We start from the raw sequence: 17,827 nt of genomic DNA on the forward strand, positions 1-17,827 counted from the left end.
CGACTCCCTTCCCGCTGTTGCCGGGCGTGTCCGTGAAGACTTCGCCATCGCAGCACCCAGCGTAGTGAGTCCGTGTCGGAGCGGGTTACTTTTTTTCCGCTTGGCAGCAGTCGGCGGCCGCTGGTGGAGCCTTCATGCCGGCGCAGCAGTCTTTGCCAGGAGCCATCGGGCCCATCGGGTGATCGGCCTTTTCCATCATGCAGGCCGCTGCGGTGCCGTGATAGGGCCAGCCGGGGAACCAGCCCGTCGCGGCGCCGGCCAGGTAGATGACCGCCGCGACAAAGACAACACCGCTTGCGATTCCGACCCAAGTCAGGATCTGCATGGGACGGTTTGGACCCGCTGATCTGGGCTGCTCGGGACCCACTTCCGAGGTGGTGGAACGGGAATCGGGTGATTGCGTCATGGTGTCCTCGCCGGAGTCGGTGCAGTCGTCCGTAGTCACAAAATATGAGCTTGCCCCAAGGGCAAGGTCAAGACCACTGAGCCACCGCCCGCTGGAATGCGGGGTCTGTCTCGGGTTAGGTTTCGTCGGTGAGCGATGTTGGGTCCATCGACGCCGCGTTGTCCGGGCTTCGCCAGCTGTTGGGGACGGGGGAGCCGGCAAGACCAGCTGTACCCGCCCCACCGAGCCCACCCCAGGCCTGGCCGGAGTGGTCCGGCGATGCCGGCGATGCCGCCCGGGGTGTGTCGACTCACCTGGACGCCGACCGCAACCGCGTGCACGCGATTCGGGTTTCGGCGACCGGAATCATCGACGACGCGGCGACCATCACCGCCGATGTCCGCACCCGGATGGCCGGCGTTCAGGCCGGGTGGGAAAGCGACAAGAAAGCGCTGTGGCCGATCGTCAACACCCCCAAGGGCCGCGCGGCGGTGCTGACCGCGGGCCATCGACGCCTGCAGGAAGCCAGCGGGGTGATCCGCGACGCGATGGGGCGGTTCAACGGCGCCGCGGACCGGTTGCAGGCGGTTGGCCTGGATCTGCCGCTCGCCCCGGCACCCGGGGTGCCCCAATCGCCCGCCGACGATCAACGCCGGCGCAATCAGATCGAGGCATTCAAGAAGGTGTTCGGTCGCGAGCCGGTCAGCGTCAGCGACTGGGACACCGCCGCCGCCCTGGACCCGCACAGCTACGACCCCAAGAATCTGGGTGCACCACCGAACATCGTGGTGGGCCGGATCAAACCCGTTCCCGGGCAGGGGGTTGTGCGCACCAACATGTTCATTCCCGGCCGAGACGTCTGGGATCCCAAGCTCGGCTGGCCGCCGTACGACAACAATCTGGGCGACAACCGGGGTTTCTCGCCCACCGTCGACCCCGAGGGATCTCGGGTGTCGGTCCTGGTCGACTACGAAAACGGCATCATCGTCGCCCGGCAGAACCCGTCGGTCAACGCCGATACCGGACAGGTCCGCGTCGGCACGCCCAGCATCTCGGCGACCCAGCAAAGCAATGGTTCGGTGCTGATCAACTACAACGCCGCCGACCCCTTTTCGCCGGGCGGCGAGGGCCCGGCCAAGGCCATTCCCATCAGCGTCAACGGAACCTTGGCCATCGCACCCTCGCCGTCGGGCCCGCACGTGGGCGGAAACATCACCACCTTCCCGGCCATGGAGATCTACAGCGACCGCCCCGGGGCCATGGGCGTGCCGTTGTTGCAGTCGTGGCCGTCGTTCACCGACGACGCGTCCGGCCCGCTGGTGGGGCTTCCATTTCATAAGACAGTGGGGGATTACTCGATTGTGACCGGCTTCAACGACGTTTTCCCGCAGATCGCGCCGCCGGCTCCGCCGCATCCTCCGCACGGGCCGGTGCCGGTGCCGGCGATGCCCCCGATGACGGTGCTGCCCCCGTCGAACCTGACGCCGCTGGGACCGGTCAGCGCCCCACCGCAGGTCGTCCTGCGTGATCCGCTCAATATCCCTCCGGTATTCCTGCCGCGCTGAGGCCAACGATGCCATCCATACCCCAAGCACAACCGCCTGAGCACCAAATCGACTGGGTAAGTGCTGCTTTCGCAGGATCGGTGGCCGGCGGCGTGCTGTGGGGCATCGTCGTGAAGGTGCTGTCGATCCTCGACAAGACGCTCTCCATGGACATTCGGCTCCTCTATGCGGCCGGGGGAGTGTGCCTTCCGGTGCTGATATCCGGGCTGGTGATCTATCGGCTGGTGCGACGACCGGCCGTTCGCACCTACGCCGTGGCGCTGCTCATCGCTCCCTGCACCGGCCTGCTGCTGCTCTTGTCGCTGTTCGTGATTGGGCTTCCCGGCATGCTGACGAGGCCATAGACGTGGACAACCGTCGTTCTCCCGCAATGGTTTTGGGCGGTCTGGCCGCCGGCTTAGCCAGTGCCTACCTTGGCGCGGTCGTTTTCTGGCCATGCGCTCCGGTGCTGCCATTCATCGTCGGCATCGCCGCCATGCCGTTTGCCAAAGCCAACGGATTTGCGCTTGGCGCCTGGGCCGCCGCATGCGGTGTGCTGGCGTTTCTCATCACGCTCGCGGTGTTGTTCCTCATCTGATTCGGGCGCACACGCGCACACAATCGGTGCCGGTGTGCCCCGACTGCACTGAAGCACCCGTCGGCCATCTGTTTTGTAGTGTGGAATTCATGGTGGCGACGGGCAAGGTTGACTTCAGTTCGGTCCAGTGGGGCTCAGTGGAGTGGACAAACCTGGTGACGTTGTATCTGCGGGCCTACGAAAGCCGCTCGCAGCGGCCCATTTTGGGCGACAAGGCGGCCGCCGCCGCGGTCGAGCGCATCGACTACGACTTCAAACGCATACATCGCAGTTCGATGCCGGCATCGAACCAGTACCTGGTCGCGTTGCGTGCCAAAGAACTCGACGACTGGTGCGCCGATTTCCTGCGGCGCCACCCGGACGCGGTTGTCCTGCACCTGGGTTGTGGTCTCGACGGCCGCGTGTTCCGGCTGGCCGTACCGGAGTCCGTCTCGTGGTTCGACCTCGATCAGCCCGGCGTCATCGAGTTGCGTCGCCGACTGTACGACGAAACCGAGCATTACAAAATGATCGGATCGTCGGTGACGGACCCGGGCTGGCTGGCCGACATTCCGGCCGGTCGACCCACCTTGGTGATTGCCGAGGGCCTGCTCATGTACGTGCCGGAAACCGAAGTGCGGCGGCTTTTGCAGCGGTTGACAGACCAATTCAGTTGCGGCGAAATGATATTCGACACGATTTCGCCGCTGGGTCCGCTCGCGTCCAGGATGTTCACCAAGGGAATTGTCAAGTGGGGCATCGGTAACGCGCGCGACCTGGAGAAGTGGAATCCGAAGCTGCATCTGCTGGAACGGAAGTCGGCACTGGCCGGCTACCAGCAGATCCCGTCCACCCCGGTCCGGCTGATCTACAAACTGGTGCAGGCTTTGCCCATTAGTTCCTACGACGTAGTGAACCGCTTCGAATACTGAGCGGTCGGGCTGGATGGACTAACGTCGTCCAGATGGAACTGACCGGCAAAATCGTTCTGCTCACCGGCGCAACCGGCGGTCTGGGACGCGCAATCGCAACGGCCCTTGCCGACCGTGGGGCGCACCTGATCCTGAGTTCGCGCAAGCAACAAGAGCTCGACGAGCTCGCGGAGTCGCTGTCCGGCAGCGGGCACCGCACCATCGTGAGTGACCTAGCCGACGTCGGTGCCGCTCCAGCGCTGCTCACCGAAGCGGGCGAGATCGACATTCTGGTTGCCAATGCGGCACTGCCGGCGTCGGGCAAACTCGACAGCTTCACCGCCGAGCAGGTCGAACGGGCGCTGCGGGTCAACCTCGAAGTACCGGTTCAGCTGACCCGAGAATTGATTCCGGCGTTCACCAAACGCGGCTCCGGGCATTTCGTTTACATCTCCTCGATCTCCGGCAAGGTCGCGACAGCGCGCGCTTCGCTCTATGCCGCAACGAAATTCGGGTTGCGCGGGTTCGCCCTGTGTCTGCGCGACGACCTGCGACCCACCGGCGTCGGCGTCTCGGTGGTCAGCCCGGGCGCGATCGGCGGCGCCGGAATGTTCGCCGACTCCGGGGCCGCCGCCCCACCGCTGATAGGTACCGGTACACCACAGCAGGTGGGAGCAGCCGTGGTGACCGCGATCCAACGCAATCGGGCCGAAGTCACCGTTGCCCCGCTACGCCAGCGGGTGCTGACCAGGTTCGCGACGAACGCGCAGGAGATCTCATCCCGACTGGCCGGCGATATCGCGGCCAAGGCCGCCGATGAGATCGCCGCGGGTCAAACCGACAAGCGCTGATCGAACTCGACGGGAAGGGTTGTCGGCCGGGCCCTCGCTCAGCTGGTTCAGCAAGCGCCCCGGTGATGGCATCCTGGCCTGGTGGGAGTGCTGTTCCGGCTGCTGGAGTTGCTGCTGCTGGCCGCGCCGGTGATCGGCGTGATCTATGCCGGCATCCGAACGTTCGCCTCGCTCCAAAGACAGCGAGAGGCGGCGACTGATCCGGCTGAGATTGCGCCGGCCGGCTCCCCGGAACCCAGCAATCCAGCATCAAACTGGCGAGCAATCCGGCGCGCGATCGACGCGCACGACCACACCAACGCACGCTGGCTGGAATACGAGCTCGATGCCGCCAAGCTGCTCGACTTCCCGGCCATGACCGACATGCGCGATCCGTTGACGACGGCGTTCCACAAGGCCAAGCTGGCGGCCGACTTCCATCGGCCGGCCCGCGCCGAAGAACTGCTCGACGACCGGGAAGGTGCGCGGCTGTACCTCGACGCCGTCGAAAGCTATGTGACCGCGTTCAACGCCGCCGAAGCAGAGGCCACGCGCAAAGGCAGGAGCGACTTTTCCCGGGAAGAACGCCAACGACTGGCGCGCGCCCAGAGCCTGCTGCGGGTCGCGGCCGACACGTCGGCAACCCAGCAGGAACGTCAGCGGGCATACGGTTTGGCCCGCAGCGAACTCGATGGCCTGATCGTGTTCCCGGGCAACACGCGAGCCAGCATCGAGCGCGGAATCGCCGGCGAGATCGACGGATAAGTCATCATCAACGCGTGAATCGTTTTCGAGCTGGCGCGTTCCTATTGTGTTGTCTGTTGATCGGGGCGTGCGCGTCCAAGCCGGCGACGACGGCGCTGCCCGGCGGCGTGCAGTCGATCGTCGGCCTGCCGCAGTACGCGCACGGGTCGTGGAGCTGGGATGCCGTCGAGCTCGGCTCCGGCAAAACCCTGTATGCGCGCGACGAGAACAAGCTCAACTTCCTGGGTTCGACCACCAAGCTATTCACCGTCGGCACCTACTACGAAGAGTTTGGGCCCGATTCCACCCTCGAAACTCCGGTGTATGCGACCGGGACCCGCTCCGGTGACGCCTTGACCGGCGACCTGGTGCTGGTGGGGTCGGGTGACTTCATCCTCGGCGGCCGGGGCGTGCTCGACGGGCAGCTGCAATACACCGAGCCCGATCACGTCTACGCGTATGCCATGCCGACCGTGAAACCCGTCGCCGCCAACCCGTTAGCCGGTCTCGACAAGCTCGCCGCACAGGTGAAGGCCGCCGGCATCGCCAAGATCGACGGCGACGTGCTGGTGGACGACAGGCTGTGGGATCCGTTCATGACCAAGGAGGGCGTCGTCACCTCGATCATGGTCAACGACAATCTGCTCGATGTGCTGGTCAACCCCGGAGCCAATGCCGGCGACCCGGTCGCCGTGGACACCATTCCCAAGACGGACTTCTTCACCATCGACAACCAGGCGAGCACCGCGCCCGGTGGCGGCCAGTCGACGCTGTCCGCGAGCTTGGGGACCGACAACCGGGTGGTCATCACCGGTCAGCTGCCCCTCGGTGCCCAGCAGCAGGACCTTGCCCAGTTCGCGCCCAGCCCGGCCGCCTACGCACGGGCACTGTTCATCGAGGCCCTGCGCCGCGCCGGCGTCACGGTGGATGCGCCGCTGCAGGCACCGGCGGGAGCGCTTCCGCCAGACAGTGATTACCCGGCCGCGGAGAAGGTCGCCTCGCTCACCTCACCGCCCACCAGCGTCCTGACCAAGCTCGTCACCAAGATCAGCGACAACCGCGGCGCCGAAACACTGCTGTGTCTGCTGGCCAAGAGGGCCGGGTCGAGAGACTGCGACTCCGGCGGCATGCCGGTGATCATCTCGAAGTTCGCCAAGGCGAAAATCGATCCCGGCACGGTGAACATCTACGACGGCGAAGGCTCGGATCCGGCGTCGGCAACCCCGGCGGCGATGACGCGCTGGCTCACCTACATCCACGGCCAGCCGTTCGCGGCGCTCTTCAAAGCGGGTCTGCCCGACATCGACCACAACGGAAAGATCATGGTGAAAAGCGGACTGTCGGCGCGGCCCCAAATGGGTTCGATGCCCGCGATGTTCGTGGCCGCCGGCCAGGCCGGGTACCTGACCACCGCAAGCGGAAAGGATGCGGTGGTGGCCGTCTACGCGCTCAACGCAACGTATTCCACTGTCGCCGAGGGGCTTGACCAAGACCTCCCCAATACCGAGAAGGTGCTCAACCAATTCCAGCGCGCCGGCTGACCGGTGCCCGGTTCAACCCGCATCGCTGTGCAGGCGCACCATCCGCGTGGTGCTGCTCTCGTCGAGATCGACCAGATCGCTACGCGAACGCAGGAAGTCGCTGAATGACTTGAAACCCAGCGATTTCTCGCTGAACGACGGATCCATCCGTTTCATCTGGGCCTTCACCATCGAGTTGTGCTGCCAGTCCGCGTCGTCCTTCTCCTCGCCGATGCGCAGCGCGCGCTCGAGCAAGCTGGTGGCGGCGGCCTGCGGGTCGGGCGGCGCCGGCTCGTCGTCTGCCTCCGCGCTGCTGGCATGCCGTCCGCGTTTCTTGGGCTGTGCCGCGGCGACGGTGGTGGATATCCCGGGCAGCGTGTCATAGGTGACGAACTCGTCGCAGGCCGCCGACAGCGACTGGCTGCTGGCCCCGGCCACACCGATGCCGACGACATAGCGGCCCAGCCGCTTGCAGCGTTGCGCGAGTGCGATGTAGTCCGAGTCGCCGCCGACGATCACCACATGGGTCAAGTCGGGCAGCCGGAACATATCCTCGACCGCGTCGACGGCCAGCCGAATGTCGGCGCCGTTCTTGCCGTACGCCGCCGCCGGGAACAGCTGCACGAGATCGACCGCGCGCCCGACCAACTGGCGGTGGTAGCGGGCATTGACCTCGGCCGACCAATCCGCATAGGCCCGGGTGAGCACCAGGGTGCCGAACGACGACGCGAAATCCATGATCGCGCCCAGGTCGACGGTTGCCAGCCCCAGCCGTTGCGTGTCCAGACCCTTTGCCTTGTCCTTCTGAAAGGTGCCCCGCCCGTGGACCTGGTCGTAGCGCGAGATCACGATGTTGTCGAAGTCGAAGTAGACGGCCACCCGGGTCGCGCTGGAATCGGTCATGATCGTCATCGTGCGCCACCTACTGGTGTGCCACCAAATGGGATCAGAACGGAGTGACAGTGAGCGCGTCGAAGCGCACCGCGGCCATCGTCGGGGTGCACAACACCCGGCAGGCACGCCGCCTGGACGGCGAAACCTCGCGCACCTTGGCGCTCAAGGCCGTTCGGGGCGCGCTGGCCGATGCCGGTTTGAGCCTGAATGACGTGGACGGCCTCAGTGCGGGACCTCTCTCTGCGGCGCTGATTTACGACCTGCGCCTCGGCCCGGCGTGGCAGGGCTCGAGTTTCGGCCTCGGCATGATCACCGAGGCGGCCGCCGCCATCGAACACGGCATGGCCGACGTGGTGGTGCTCGTTGCCGCGCAGGCCGGCCAATACCGCGATCACCAGGCCACCGCACCCTGGACCCGGCCGGAAAACGAGTTCGTCGCACCCTGGGGAATGTTCACCGCGGCCGAGTTCGCGCTCATCGCGCGCCGCCATATGCACGTGTATGGCACTACGCGCGAACAACTTTCGATGGTCGCAGCCACCATTCGCAACAATGGGTCGCGCAATCCGGAAGCCGTCTACTTCCAGCGCGGGCCGTTCACCCCCGACGACATCACCGCCTCGCGCCCCGTCGCCGACCCGTTTCATCTGCTCGACTGCGCTACCACTTCCGAAGGTGGGTGCGCTCTGGTAGTGGCGAACACCGACGCAATCGAGGTTGCGCGGCAACCGATCTACGTATTGGGCAGCGGCGCCGACTTCCACGGCCCGTCCTACCAGCATCCACCGGCCTGGGATCTGGCCGGCCGGCACGGCGATCACCGCAACGGAGTCGTCGGCCGGCGCGCGGCCGATCGTGCGTTCAGCCACGCCGGCCTGCGACGCGACGAAGTGGACGTGCTGGAACTCTACGACCCGTTCTCCTTCGAGATCATTCGTCAGCTCGAGGCCTTCGGATTCTGCGGCGACGGCGAAGGCGGACCGTTCGTCGCCGACGGCCATATCGCCATCGACGGCAGCCATCCGATCACCACCGACGGGGGAACCATGTCCTTCAGCCATGCCGGCGTGAATCCGCAAATGATGCAGCGCGCGATCCGGGCCGTTCAGCAGTTGCGCGGCGAGGCCGGCGGTCTGCAGGTGCCCGATGCGCATATCGCGTTGTGCAGCAACGGGGGAGCGGGAGCGTTGTTCACCACCGTGCTGATTCTGGGGGACGAAAAGCCATGACTTTACGACCACAGCCCGGACCCGTGCCGCACGCCAGTACCGACCTCAGCGCGCCGTTCTGGCGGGGCTGCGCGTGCGGGGAGTTGCGCTACCAGGGCTGCCAGGCGTGCGGCATGGCGAATTTTCCCCCGACTGAGCACTGCCGCGCATGTCTGTCGGCGGATCTGTCGTGGAAGCTCAGCGCCGGTGCCGGCGAAATATACAGCTGGACAGTGGTTTACCGGCCGGTGACACCGGAGTTCGACGCGCCCTACGCGCCCGCGATCGTCACCCTTGACGAGGGCTATCAACTGCTGACCAACATCGTGGGTGTCGCGGCGGCGGACCTAGCCATCCGAATGCGAGTGCGCGTGGAGTTCCACGCTGTCGGGAACGGCCTGGTGCTGCCGTACTTCACGCCGTCCTAAGAGGTTTCGCGCGCAGCGATGCGGTAGGAGGTTGCGCGTTCGGGCCGCTCCCAAAGGGTTTCGCCGGCGCCGATGGTGGTGCCCTGCGCGATCAACTGGCGTTTGAGCACCTTGTGTGTCGCGGTGCTGGGCAGGTCGGCTGCGATGCGCACATATCGGGGCCGGGCCTTGGGTGACAGGTCGGGCTGCGAGTCCAGGAAGGCCTCGAACGAATCCGGATCGAAGCTGCGCCCGGGGTGCAACACCACGGACGCCATGACCTGGTCACCGACGCGTTCGTCGGGGATCGCATACACCGCGACCCGGTTCACGGCATTGTGGCGCAACAGGATTCGCTCGATTGGCGCGGCCGCCAGATTCTCACCGTCCACCCGCATCCAGTCGGCGGTGCGCCCGGCCAGATAGATCCAGCCGGCAGCGTCGCGATAGGCGAGATCACCGGACCAGTACATGCCGTGGCGCATCCGTTCCGCGTTGGCGTCGGGGTCGTTGTAGTAGCCGGTGAAAAAGCCCGAACCCATCGTGTTGACCAACTCGCCGATGGCCTCGGCGGGATTGGCGAGCGCGCCGTGTTCGTCGAAACACGCTGTGGCACACTCGGTTACGGTGTCGCTGTGGTAGACCGCAACACCATCCACCCCTTTGCCGATCGAGCCGGGCGGGGTGCCGGGCTCACGTATCACTATGACGGCGTTCTCCGTCGAGCCGAAGCCGTCTTCGACCTGGACGCCGAACCGGCGCGCGAACTCGTCGATGTCCTTCTCATTGGCCTCGTTGCCGAAGGCCACCCGCAGCGGGTTGTCGGCGTCGTCGTGGCGTTCCGGGGTGGCCAGGATGTAGGCCAGCGGTTTGCCGACATAGTTCATGTAGGTGACGCCGTAGCGGCGGACCTCGTCGAGGAAACCACTGGCCGAGAACCTCGCCGGCACCAGCGCCGCCCCGGAAACCAGCGCGGGAGCCCATCCGGCCACCACGGCGTTGGAGTGAAACAGCGGCATGGACACATAGCAGGTGTCCTGCTCGGTCAGCGCGAAACGTTGGGTCAGGCTGCGCCCGGCGAACGTCGGCATCAGGTGTGACACCAGCACCGCCTTGGGATTTCCGCTTGTCCCGGAGGTGAAGATCATCATGAACGGATCCATCATCTCGGCCTGACGGTATGGGGCGAAAGTGCCGGCACCAGAGACGAATTCGTTCCACTGCGGTGTCGAGGCGTCAAGCACCCGCGTGTCGCCCAGATCCAGTCCGTCCAGCAACGCTCGGTGCTCGGCATCGGTCACGATGATCTGGCAGTCGGCCCGTCGGATGTCGGCGGCCAGCGCCTCCCCGCGCCGCGTGGTGTTCAGACCGCACAACACGTAGCCGCCCAGCCCGGCGGCCGCCATCTGGGCCAGCATCTCGGGCGTGTTACCCAGCAGGCTGGCGATGTGCATCGGACGGCCGGGATCGGCAGCGGCGATAAGGGCTGCCGCCCGCGCCGCCGCCTCCGTCAGATACTCGCGCCAAGTCCATTGCACGTCACGGTATTTCACCGCCTCGGTATCGTCGGCGAACCTCGCGCGCAGCAGCGCCTGAACCGTTTCAGTCATGATCCACCTTCATCGGTTGCATGGTGCCCATCGATGTAGCCGCTCAGGATTTCGACGAGGACGTGACGGGCCTTGGCGGTGTCGACCGGACTGGACATGACCAGCTGGTTGGCGATCATGCCGCGCAACGTCGTCAGCAGGTGCTCGCCGATGGCTGCCCCCTGCGTGGGGCTCAGATCCCGGTCGACCGCCCGGCCGAGGATGCTGAACGTCTTGGCCAGCTGCTTGAGGTGCTCGTTGGCCGCCGTGCCCCGCGTCGCGCGGGTGCCGATCAGGATCTCGGTGGCAGCGCGCGCCGTCGGGCTCGACATCGCCTGCCAGGCCGCCGCAACCACCGCCGCCACCCGGTCCTTCGTCTTGGTCTCCCGGGTCGCCGGGGGCAGGGACCTCAGCGCGTCCTGCAGTTCGCCGAACCCCTGATCGACCACGGCCATGAGCAGGCCTTCGCGGTCCCCGAAGTGATACTGGATCACCCCCCAGGTGACGCCCGCCGCCTCGGCGATGTGCCGGCCGGTCGCCGCCGCGATGCCCTCACTCAGCACGATGTCGACGGTGACGTCGATGGCGTGTCCGCGGGTGCGTTCGGCCCGAGCCTGGTTGCCATGGGCCGGCCGGGTGGGAGCAACTCGACGCGACATGACCACAAGATCACCACACCTGTTCAATCGGGGGCCACTGGCCCGGTGCCAAGAGGTTTGACCATAAAACATTGCGGTTGTTATGTTATGCAGAACGCCAAAGGGGGCTCAATGTCGTACCAGCTGTCGTACCAGGAACTGACACAGCCCGAGCTTGCCGAGTTGATGCCCGAGCTGTTGCTCAGCGGTCACCTCATCGATCGCAGCGGCATGGGGCACGTCCTGGCCGCATTCGGCCAGGACGGCATGACCCAAGTCGCCATCGAGGAGTGGATGGGCGCCAGCCCCGTCTACACGCGGCGCATGCGGGCGGCTTTCGGGCTGACCGGGGACACCGTGGCCGACATCTTCAAGATGATGCAGCTCGACGTCGGTGCACCGCCCCAGTTCATGGACTTCCGCTACTCGGTGATCGACGATCACCACGGCGAATTTCAGCTCGATCACTGCGGCGCGCTCCTCGACGTCGAACCGCTGGGCGACGTCGCGGTGCAGCACATGTGCCACGACATCGAGGACCCCACCTTCGAAGCGACCGCGATCGCAACCAATCCTCGTGCCCGCTTCACCCCGATTCATCGGCCGCCCAGGGTTCCGGCCGACCGCCACCCGCACTGCGCGTGGCAAGTCAGCATCGACCCGGAGAACGAGGCACTGCCGATACCCGAGGAGGCGGGCGTCATCGGCGCCACGGAGGCCGCCGTCGTCAAGTTGTCACCCATCGATCCGTCCGACGAGGGGATAGCCGACTACCGGGGGGCGCTCACCGACGACGTCCAGTTCCACCAGTGGTCCCGTTCGGCGCTGGTGCGGATGGCCGAAGAGGTTGCGCTGCAACATCATCTGCTTTCCTTGTCGTTCGATCTGGCGTTGCGCGGCCGTTGCGACGCCGACCGCGCCACCGATCTGCTGCGCAAGCAGTTCACCGGTGTTGCCGGCGTGACGGCGGCACGAGTGCGCCGTTGTCTGGACACCGGAGTGAGTGCGGCGGATCTGGCTCGCATCGTGCGTCTGCATCCGGCGCTCAATCCTCTGCAGTACACCGAAATCGACGTGACGGTTCAGGGGGAGACCGTGCAGGTCCGGCTGCCCGGAAACGCACCCGCCATGCGGGACCGGGGCTGGGTGTGGACGATCGACACCGAGCACTGCGAACCGCTGGAGGCCATTGCGGTAGGTGTCGACCCGCACTGGAACCAGCTGAGGGCCCGCCGCGACGGTACCGACCTGATCGTCGAGATCGCTTGGTCGCAGCACACCGTGCAGCCGCGCGGTGAGGTCGCGATGACCGAGTTCTCCAAGGGTGCCGCCTTCGACTTCGCGGACCGCGGCATCCCGTTGCCGCTGACGCCGATCCGGCACTAAAGCGCTGTCAATAAAACCGACAAGTCGATCTTGACGAATTCCTTGTGCATTAAATGTCTAATCAATTGACGCGGCGATGTCCACGGATTGGACTACGGATAAACAATGCGTACGCAGGCGTCCGACGTGCGTATTAGCCTGTAGCGCACCGTGTTACAGACCTATATGCAACCATGGGTAGCGCTGTTGAGAAATTCTGATTGACGATTTTCTGGAATTGGTTTCATTGCGCCGAAGCCAGCATTAACATCGCCCACTAAACATCCAGACCTTCGCCGGAAAGGCAATAACCTCAATGGGCACTGTTCGCAGTAAAAGAAAGTTCACCGTCCGGGTTCTTGCCGGCGTCACCGGCGCCGTCATCGCCGCGACCACACTGACGGGGTGCAACGGCCGCACCGTAGCGCCGGATCACGTGGTGGCGCTCAGCCGTTAGCGGGCGGACGAGCGCGATGCTGTCGAATTTCGCCGTGTTGCCGCCGGAAGTGAACTCAGCTCGGGTCTACGCCGGCTCGGGCCCCGCGCCGATGCTGTCGGCAGCTGCGGCCTGGAGTGACCTGGCCGCCGAATTGGACAGCGCGGCACTCGCTTTCGGGTCCGTGACGCAAGGCCTTGTCGCCGGGTCGTGGCAGGGACCGGCGTCGCTGGCAATGGCGGCCGCAACCGAACCGTATGTGTCGTGGCTGGCTACGTCCGCGGCCCACGCGCAGGGGGCTGCCGCGTTGGCCCAGGTGGCCGCGACCGAGTTCGAGGCCGCCCTGGCGGCGACGGTGCCTCCGGCGGTCGTGGCGGCCAACCGCATTCAGGCGGTGTCGCTGGTGGCATCGAACTTCTTCGGACAGAACGCGCCGGCGATCGCGGCCATCGAGTCGGTGTATGAGCAGATGTGGGCCCAGGACGTCTCGGCGATGGCGGCCTACCACGCCGGCGCCGCACTGGTTGCCGGCGAGTTGTCGGGGTGGCAGCAGCGGCTGCAGGGATTGTTCTCCGTTGCGCAGCTGGCGAATACGGCCGGTTCGGGCAACGGCTCAACCGCCGCGAATGCCGCTGCGGCACAGACGGTTGCGCAGGTCATGGGCGGCAGCGGTACTCCGATACCGTCGAGCGCGTATCTGTATCGCGCTGCCAGCCTCTACATCGAGCGCATGGTCCCGGGGGCCATCGCACAGGCACTCTTCACCCCGCAGGGTCTGTATCCGGTGATCGCGATCAAGAATCTGACCTTCGACAACTCGGTAGTCCAGGGGCTGACCATCCTTGATACCGCGATCCGCCAGCAGATCGCCGCCGGCAACAACGTCACCGTGTTCGGCTATTCCCAAAGCGCCTCGATGGCATCGCTGGAAATGGCAAAGCTGGCGGCTTCCCCCAATCCGCCGCGACCCGATCAGCTGTCCTTCACGCTGATCGGCAACCCCAACAACCCCAACGGTGGGGTGGCCGTGCGCTTCCCCGGAATTTCCATTCCGAGTATCGGAGTGACGGCCACCGCCGCGACCCCCAGCAATCTCTATCCGACCAACATCTACACACTCGAATACGACGGCGTCGCCGACTTCCCGCGCTACCCGCTCAACGTCCTGTCGACCCTCAACGCCGTCGCCGGGGCCTACTACGTGCACAGCAACTATTTCCTGCTGACACCTGCCCAGATCGATTCGGCGATTCCGTTGACAAACACCGTGGGCCCCACCATGACTCACTACTACGTCATCCCCACCAAGGATCTGCCGCTGTTGCAGCCGTTGCGCTCGCTGCCCGTCATCGGAGATCCGATCGCCGACCTGATCCAGCCGGACCTGCGAGTGCTCGTCAATCTCGGCTACGGCGATCCGGCTTACGGCTATTCAACCTCACCTCCGAATGTGCCTACGCCGTTCGGATTGTTCCCCGAGGTCAACCCGCTTGCCGTCGCCCACCTGCTGGCCGCGGGCACACAACAGGGGATCGGCGATTTCGTTTACGACATAACACATCTCGAGCTGCCGGAGCCGCCGTCGCTGCCGGACATCGCGACTCTGCTATCGCCGAACCCAAGCCCGACGCCCAGCTCCGGGGCGCCCCCGCCGTTCGTGATCGACGGCGTGATCGACGATCTGCAGGCGGCCAGCACCCACGCCGCCGACAGTCTGAGCAAGATCGCCGAGACGGGCTATGCGACCATGCTTCCCACCGCGGATCTGCTCAATGCGCTGCTGACCACCGCGCCCTCCTACAACCTCAATCTCTTCCTGGAGGGCATCAGACAGGCCGCCCACGGCGATCCGATGGGACTCGTCAATGCCGTCGGATACCCGCTCGCCGCGGACACCGCCCTGCTTTCGGTGGCAGGCGCTCTGGAACTGCTCATCTTCATCAACGCCTCCCAAGCGATCTCCGCGAGTATTTGACCCGCCTCGACCCGACCGGCGTATCGGCAGGTGGCGCCGGGTTTCGCGCAGCCCGGATTCGGGCACGTCAATATATGCAGACGTGAGTCATTGGGTGAGCCGATGCCAAATTCGGTTTAGTAAACGAATGACCACTGGCATACGCATGTCTGGATTGCGAAATAGGCTGCCCCACAACCGAAGTAAGCTATTAGATTGTTTTCAGTATACAAGTGTGTACTATTTAAAACTATGGCGGAACGGGGTGCCCGGCCACACGTCCCACGGGGACGTCGGTTGTTTCTGCGAGCGGTTCGGCGGTTGTTCAGTCCGCTGCAGCCCGACGACTACCTCGAGATGATCAATCCACTGTGGACCACTAAGGAACTGCGCGGAAAGGTCGAACGCGTCGAGCAACAGGGCTCGGAAGCGGCCAGCATTCTGATTCGGCCGGGCTACGAATGGCCTGGTCACGAGCCCGGCCAGTACGTCCGCCTGGGTGTGGTTGTCGATGGCGTCTACCACTGGCGCGCCTATTCGCTGACCTCGGATCCGGTACCGGAGGACGGCTTGATCAGCGTGACGCCGAAGAAGGTGGACGCCGGTGTGGTCTCGCCCTATCTGGTGCAGAAGATCCAGCCCGGCGATCTGGTCCGGCTGGGCGAAATCGAGGGAGTGTTCACGCTGCCGGACCCGCTCCCGCCCAAAATGCTGTTCATCAGCGCGGGCAGCGGCATCACGCCGATCATCAGCATGCTGCGCAGTCTCGATCATCGCGACGGGTTGGGCCCGCAAGGGTGCGATGCGATGGTCATGCATTCCGCCCGGACCCGCGACCAGGTGATGTTCTTGTCCGTTCTCGAGGACCTCGATAGCCGCCACGACCGAATGCGGCTGGACTTGCGCCTCACCTCAGAGCGTGGCCGCTTGTCGCCGGGCGATTTGGACGAGGTGTGCCCCGACTGGCGCGAACGCGAAGCGTTCTGCTCCGGCCCCGGCGAAATGCTCGACGCGCTGATCGAGCACTGGGGGGCCAATGGCGACCCCGGTCGGCTGCATTTCGAGCGGTTCCAGCCGAAAATCGGCGGCGACGCCGCCGCCGGTGAAGGCGGCGATGTCTGTTTTCTCGACAGCGACAAAAAGGTCGAATGTGACGGCGGCACATCGATTTTGGAGGCCGGCGAACAGGCCGGCCTGAACCTCGCCTATGGCTGCCGAATTGGAATCTGCCACACCTGCGTCGGCACGCTGAAATCGGGCAAGCTGCGTGATCTGCGCTCGGGTGACGTCATCGCGCCCAGCGGGCAGGACGTGCGGATCTGTATCAACACCGCCGAAGGTGATGTCGAACTAGAACTTTGACCGGAAGGAGTCCCGGTGACTGCAACTGTGGAAACCTCGCAAAGCCCCCTCGCTCGCTTGACCGAACAGGAGCGGGAGAAACTCGCCAAGGAGCTCGACGCGATCCACGACGAGGTGTTCGCCGATCTGGGCGACCGTGATCGCCGCTATATCAAGACGGTGATCTCGGCGCAGCGCCAGATCGTCGTGGCCGGACGAGTACTGCTGCTGGCGTCGCGATCGCGAACCTGCTGGGTGCTCGGCACGGCGTGCCTAGCCATGGCGAAGATCTTGGAGAACATGGAGATCGGCCACAATGTCATGCACGGGCAATGGGATTGGATGAACGATCCGGATATCCATTCCTCGGTATGGGACTGGGACACCGCCTCGACCGCGGAAGCCTGGAAGCACTCGCACAACTACATCCATCACACGTATACGAACATTCGCGGCAAGGACAAGGATCTCGGCTACGAGATCATGCGCATCGACGCGAATCAGAAGTGGCGCCGGGCTTATCTGCTGCAACCGCTGTACAACCTGCTGCTGATGGCGCTGTTCGAGTGGGGCGTGGCGGTGCACGATATGGATATCGACGCCATTCGCGCTCGGGAGAAGCCGTGGCCGGAGGTGCGTAAAGATCTGAAAGGGATTGCGGGAAAGGCGCGTTCGCAGATCATCAAGGACTACCTCGGCTGGCCGCTGATCAGTGCGGGCGCCTATGCGCTGACCCAGCTGGCCCTCGGCGGCCGCCTCGAACAGCCGCCGGTCTCCCGGGCCGGCAGAACGCTGCGCAGGGTCTCGAGGCTGGTTTCGGGCCGGGTTCCGGGGCAGGGACGTCTTGGCGCGTCAGCCAGCTTTCTCGACCGGGTAGCGCCCGGCGTGGAAAGCACTTACCTGCGCACCCTGGCCGCCGACGCGCTGGCCAACGTCGTCCGCAACGTGTGGGCCCACGCAATCATCTTCTGCGGCCATTTCCCCGATCAGACATACACTTTCAGCCAGCAAGAGGTCGAAGACGAGACGCGCGGTGGCTGGTATGTGCGTCAGATGGTCGGCGCGGCGAACATCGAGGGCAGCCCGTTGTTCCACATCATCAGCGGCAATCTGGGTTATCAAGTAGAGCACCATCTGTATCCGGACATGCCCAGCAGCCGATACTCCGAGATCGCACCGAAGATCAAAGACATCTGTGCGCGCTACGAACTGCCGTACAACTCGGGGCGTTTCTCGAAACAGTGGTACACCGTCCACCGCACCATCTTCCGGCTGGCGTTCCCCGGCGGTGAGCCACGACCGAAGCCGGGACCGTACCGGAGCGAGGAAAGACGTCCCGGGCCGGCCGATAAGGGCGAAGCGGCGCGCTTCCGCGACCGCGTTCCGGCCGAACATCCGGCGGCCGGACCCGAGCACGAGTCAAGCGGCGTGCAGGTGCAACCGCCGCCGCGAGGTAAGGACTGACGCAGCGGCCCCTTGGCCGC

General features: G+C 65.1%; 18 protein-coding genes. 14 read left to right on the forward strand and 4 right to left on the reverse strand.

The genetic code is table 11. The features are described from left to right. Positions 1-85: 85 nt before the first annotated feature. Positions 86-445, reverse strand: a complete 360-nt coding sequence (locus BST12_RS01645) for a hypothetical protein (protein WP_139801448.1) — start codon at positions 443-445, stop codon at positions 86-88. A gap of 89 nt (positions 446-534) precedes the next feature. Here BST12_RS01645 and BST12_RS01650 point away from each other — a divergent pair, with 89 nt between their 5' ends. From BST12_RS01650 to dacB, 7 genes are all read left to right on the forward strand, one after another. Next, positions 535-1,950: a hypothetical protein gene (locus BST12_RS01650; protein ID WP_139801449.1), complete on the forward strand. Its 1,416-nt coding sequence runs from the start codon at positions 535-537 to the stop codon at positions 1,948-1,950. Positions 1,951-2,030: 80 nt separating this feature from the next. Then, complete coding sequence (locus BST12_RS01655; RefSeq protein WP_083111267.1) at positions 2,031-2,294, forward strand: hypothetical protein; 264 nt, start codon at positions 2,031-2,033, stop codon at positions 2,292-2,294. A gap of 26 nt (positions 2,295-2,320) precedes the next feature. Next, positions 2,321-2,527, forward strand: coding sequence for a hypothetical protein (locus BST12_RS01660; RefSeq protein WP_083111268.1), 207 nt, complete (start codon positions 2,321-2,323; stop codon positions 2,525-2,527). Positions 2,528-2,616: 89 nt separating this feature from the next. Next, positions 2,617-3,438: a class I SAM-dependent methyltransferase gene (locus BST12_RS01665; protein WP_083111451.1), complete on the forward strand. Its 822-nt coding sequence runs from the start codon at positions 2,617-2,619 to the stop codon at positions 3,436-3,438. Positions 3,439-3,470: 32 nt separating this feature from the next. Next, positions 3,471-4,268 carry an SDR family NAD(P)-dependent oxidoreductase gene (locus BST12_RS01670; protein ID WP_083111269.1) on the forward strand — a complete coding sequence of 266 codons (798 nt, stop codon included), beginning with the start codon at positions 3,471-3,473 and terminating at the stop codon, positions 4,266-4,268. Positions 4,269-4,349: 81 nt separating this feature from the next. Continuing rightward, positions 4,350-5,012, forward strand: coding sequence for a hypothetical protein (locus BST12_RS01675; protein ID WP_083111270.1), 663 nt, complete (start codon positions 4,350-4,352; stop codon positions 5,010-5,012). Between the two features lie 14 nt (positions 5,013-5,026). Continuing rightward, positions 5,027-6,532 (forward strand): D-alanyl-D-alanine carboxypeptidase/D-alanyl-D-alanine endopeptidase, encoded by a 1,506-nt coding sequence (dacB, locus tag BST12_RS01680; RefSeq protein ID WP_170062033.1) that lies wholly within the window; start codon positions 5,027-5,029, stop codon positions 6,530-6,532. Positions 6,533-6,544: 12 nt separating this feature from the next. Here dacB and BST12_RS01685 read toward each other — a convergent pair whose 3' ends face one another. Beyond that, positions 6,545-7,414, reverse strand: a complete 870-nt coding sequence (locus BST12_RS01685) for an NYN domain-containing protein (protein WP_083111452.1) — start codon at positions 7,412-7,414, stop codon at positions 6,545-6,547. 59 nt (positions 7,415-7,473) lie between these two features. Between BST12_RS01685 and BST12_RS01690 the strand changes: the two genes are divergently transcribed. Together BST12_RS01690 and BST12_RS01695 are read left to right on the forward strand one after the other, a co-directional pair. Continuing rightward, entirely contained in the window at positions 7,474-8,634 is a 1,161-nt protein-coding gene (locus tag BST12_RS01690; protein WP_083111272.1) for a thiolase family protein, read from the forward strand. Continuing rightward, on the forward strand, positions 8,631-9,041 hold the full coding sequence (locus tag BST12_RS01695) for a Zn-ribbon domain-containing OB-fold protein (protein ID WP_083111273.1): 411 nt from the start codon (positions 8,631-8,633) through the stop codon (positions 9,039-9,041). The genes BST12_RS01690 and BST12_RS01695 overlap by 4 nt, the downstream gene beginning before the upstream one ends. Here the strand turns inward: BST12_RS01695 and fadD1 are convergent. Together fadD1 and BST12_RS01705 are read right to left on the reverse strand one after the other, a co-directional pair. Beyond that, positions 9,038-10,630 (reverse strand): fatty-acid--CoA ligase FadD1, encoded by a 1,593-nt coding sequence (gene fadD1 / locus BST12_RS01700; protein WP_083111274.1) that lies wholly within the window; start codon positions 10,628-10,630, stop codon positions 9,038-9,040. The genes BST12_RS01695 and fadD1 overlap by 4 nt on opposite strands. After that, positions 10,627-11,268, reverse strand: coding sequence for a TetR/AcrR family transcriptional regulator (locus BST12_RS01705; protein WP_083111275.1), 642 nt, complete (start codon positions 11,266-11,268; stop codon positions 10,627-10,629). Before BST12_RS01705 ends, fadD1 begins: the two co-directional genes overlap by 4 nt. 111 nt (positions 11,269-11,379) lie before the next feature. Between BST12_RS01705 and BST12_RS01710 the strand changes: the two genes are divergently transcribed. The 5 genes from BST12_RS01710 (at position 11,380) to BST12_RS01725 (ending at position 17,807) form a co-directional block, all read left to right on the forward strand. After that, positions 11,380-12,633: a hypothetical protein gene (locus tag BST12_RS01710; protein WP_083111453.1), complete on the forward strand. Its 1,254-nt coding sequence runs from the start codon at positions 11,380-11,382 to the stop codon at positions 12,631-12,633. A 295-nt stretch (positions 12,634-12,928) separates the two neighbouring features. Beyond that, positions 12,929-13,069 (forward strand): hypothetical protein, encoded by a 141-nt coding sequence (locus BST12_RS31850; protein ID WP_170062034.1) that lies wholly within the window; start codon positions 12,929-12,931, stop codon positions 13,067-13,069. A gap of 16 nt (positions 13,070-13,085) precedes the next feature. Continuing rightward, a complete protein-coding gene (locus tag BST12_RS01715) occupies positions 13,086-15,023 on the forward strand; it encodes a PPE family protein (RefSeq protein WP_083111276.1) in 1,938 nt (645 codons plus the stop codon). Between the two features lie 231 nt (positions 15,024-15,254). Next, positions 15,255-16,364 (forward strand): ferredoxin reductase, encoded by a 1,110-nt coding sequence (locus BST12_RS01720; protein WP_083111277.1) that lies wholly within the window; start codon positions 15,255-15,257, stop codon positions 16,362-16,364. Positions 16,365-16,379: 15 nt separating this feature from the next. Beyond that, positions 16,380-17,807 (forward strand): fatty acid desaturase family protein, encoded by a 1,428-nt coding sequence (locus BST12_RS01725; protein ID WP_083111278.1) that lies wholly within the window; start codon positions 16,380-16,382, stop codon positions 17,805-17,807. The last annotated feature ends 20 nt before the right edge of the window (positions 17,808-17,827 follow it).

This window comes from Mycobacterium angelicum, from assembly GCF_002086155.1.
GTDB lineage: Bacteria > Actinomycetota > Actinomycetes > Mycobacteriales > Mycobacteriaceae > Mycobacterium > Mycobacterium angelicum.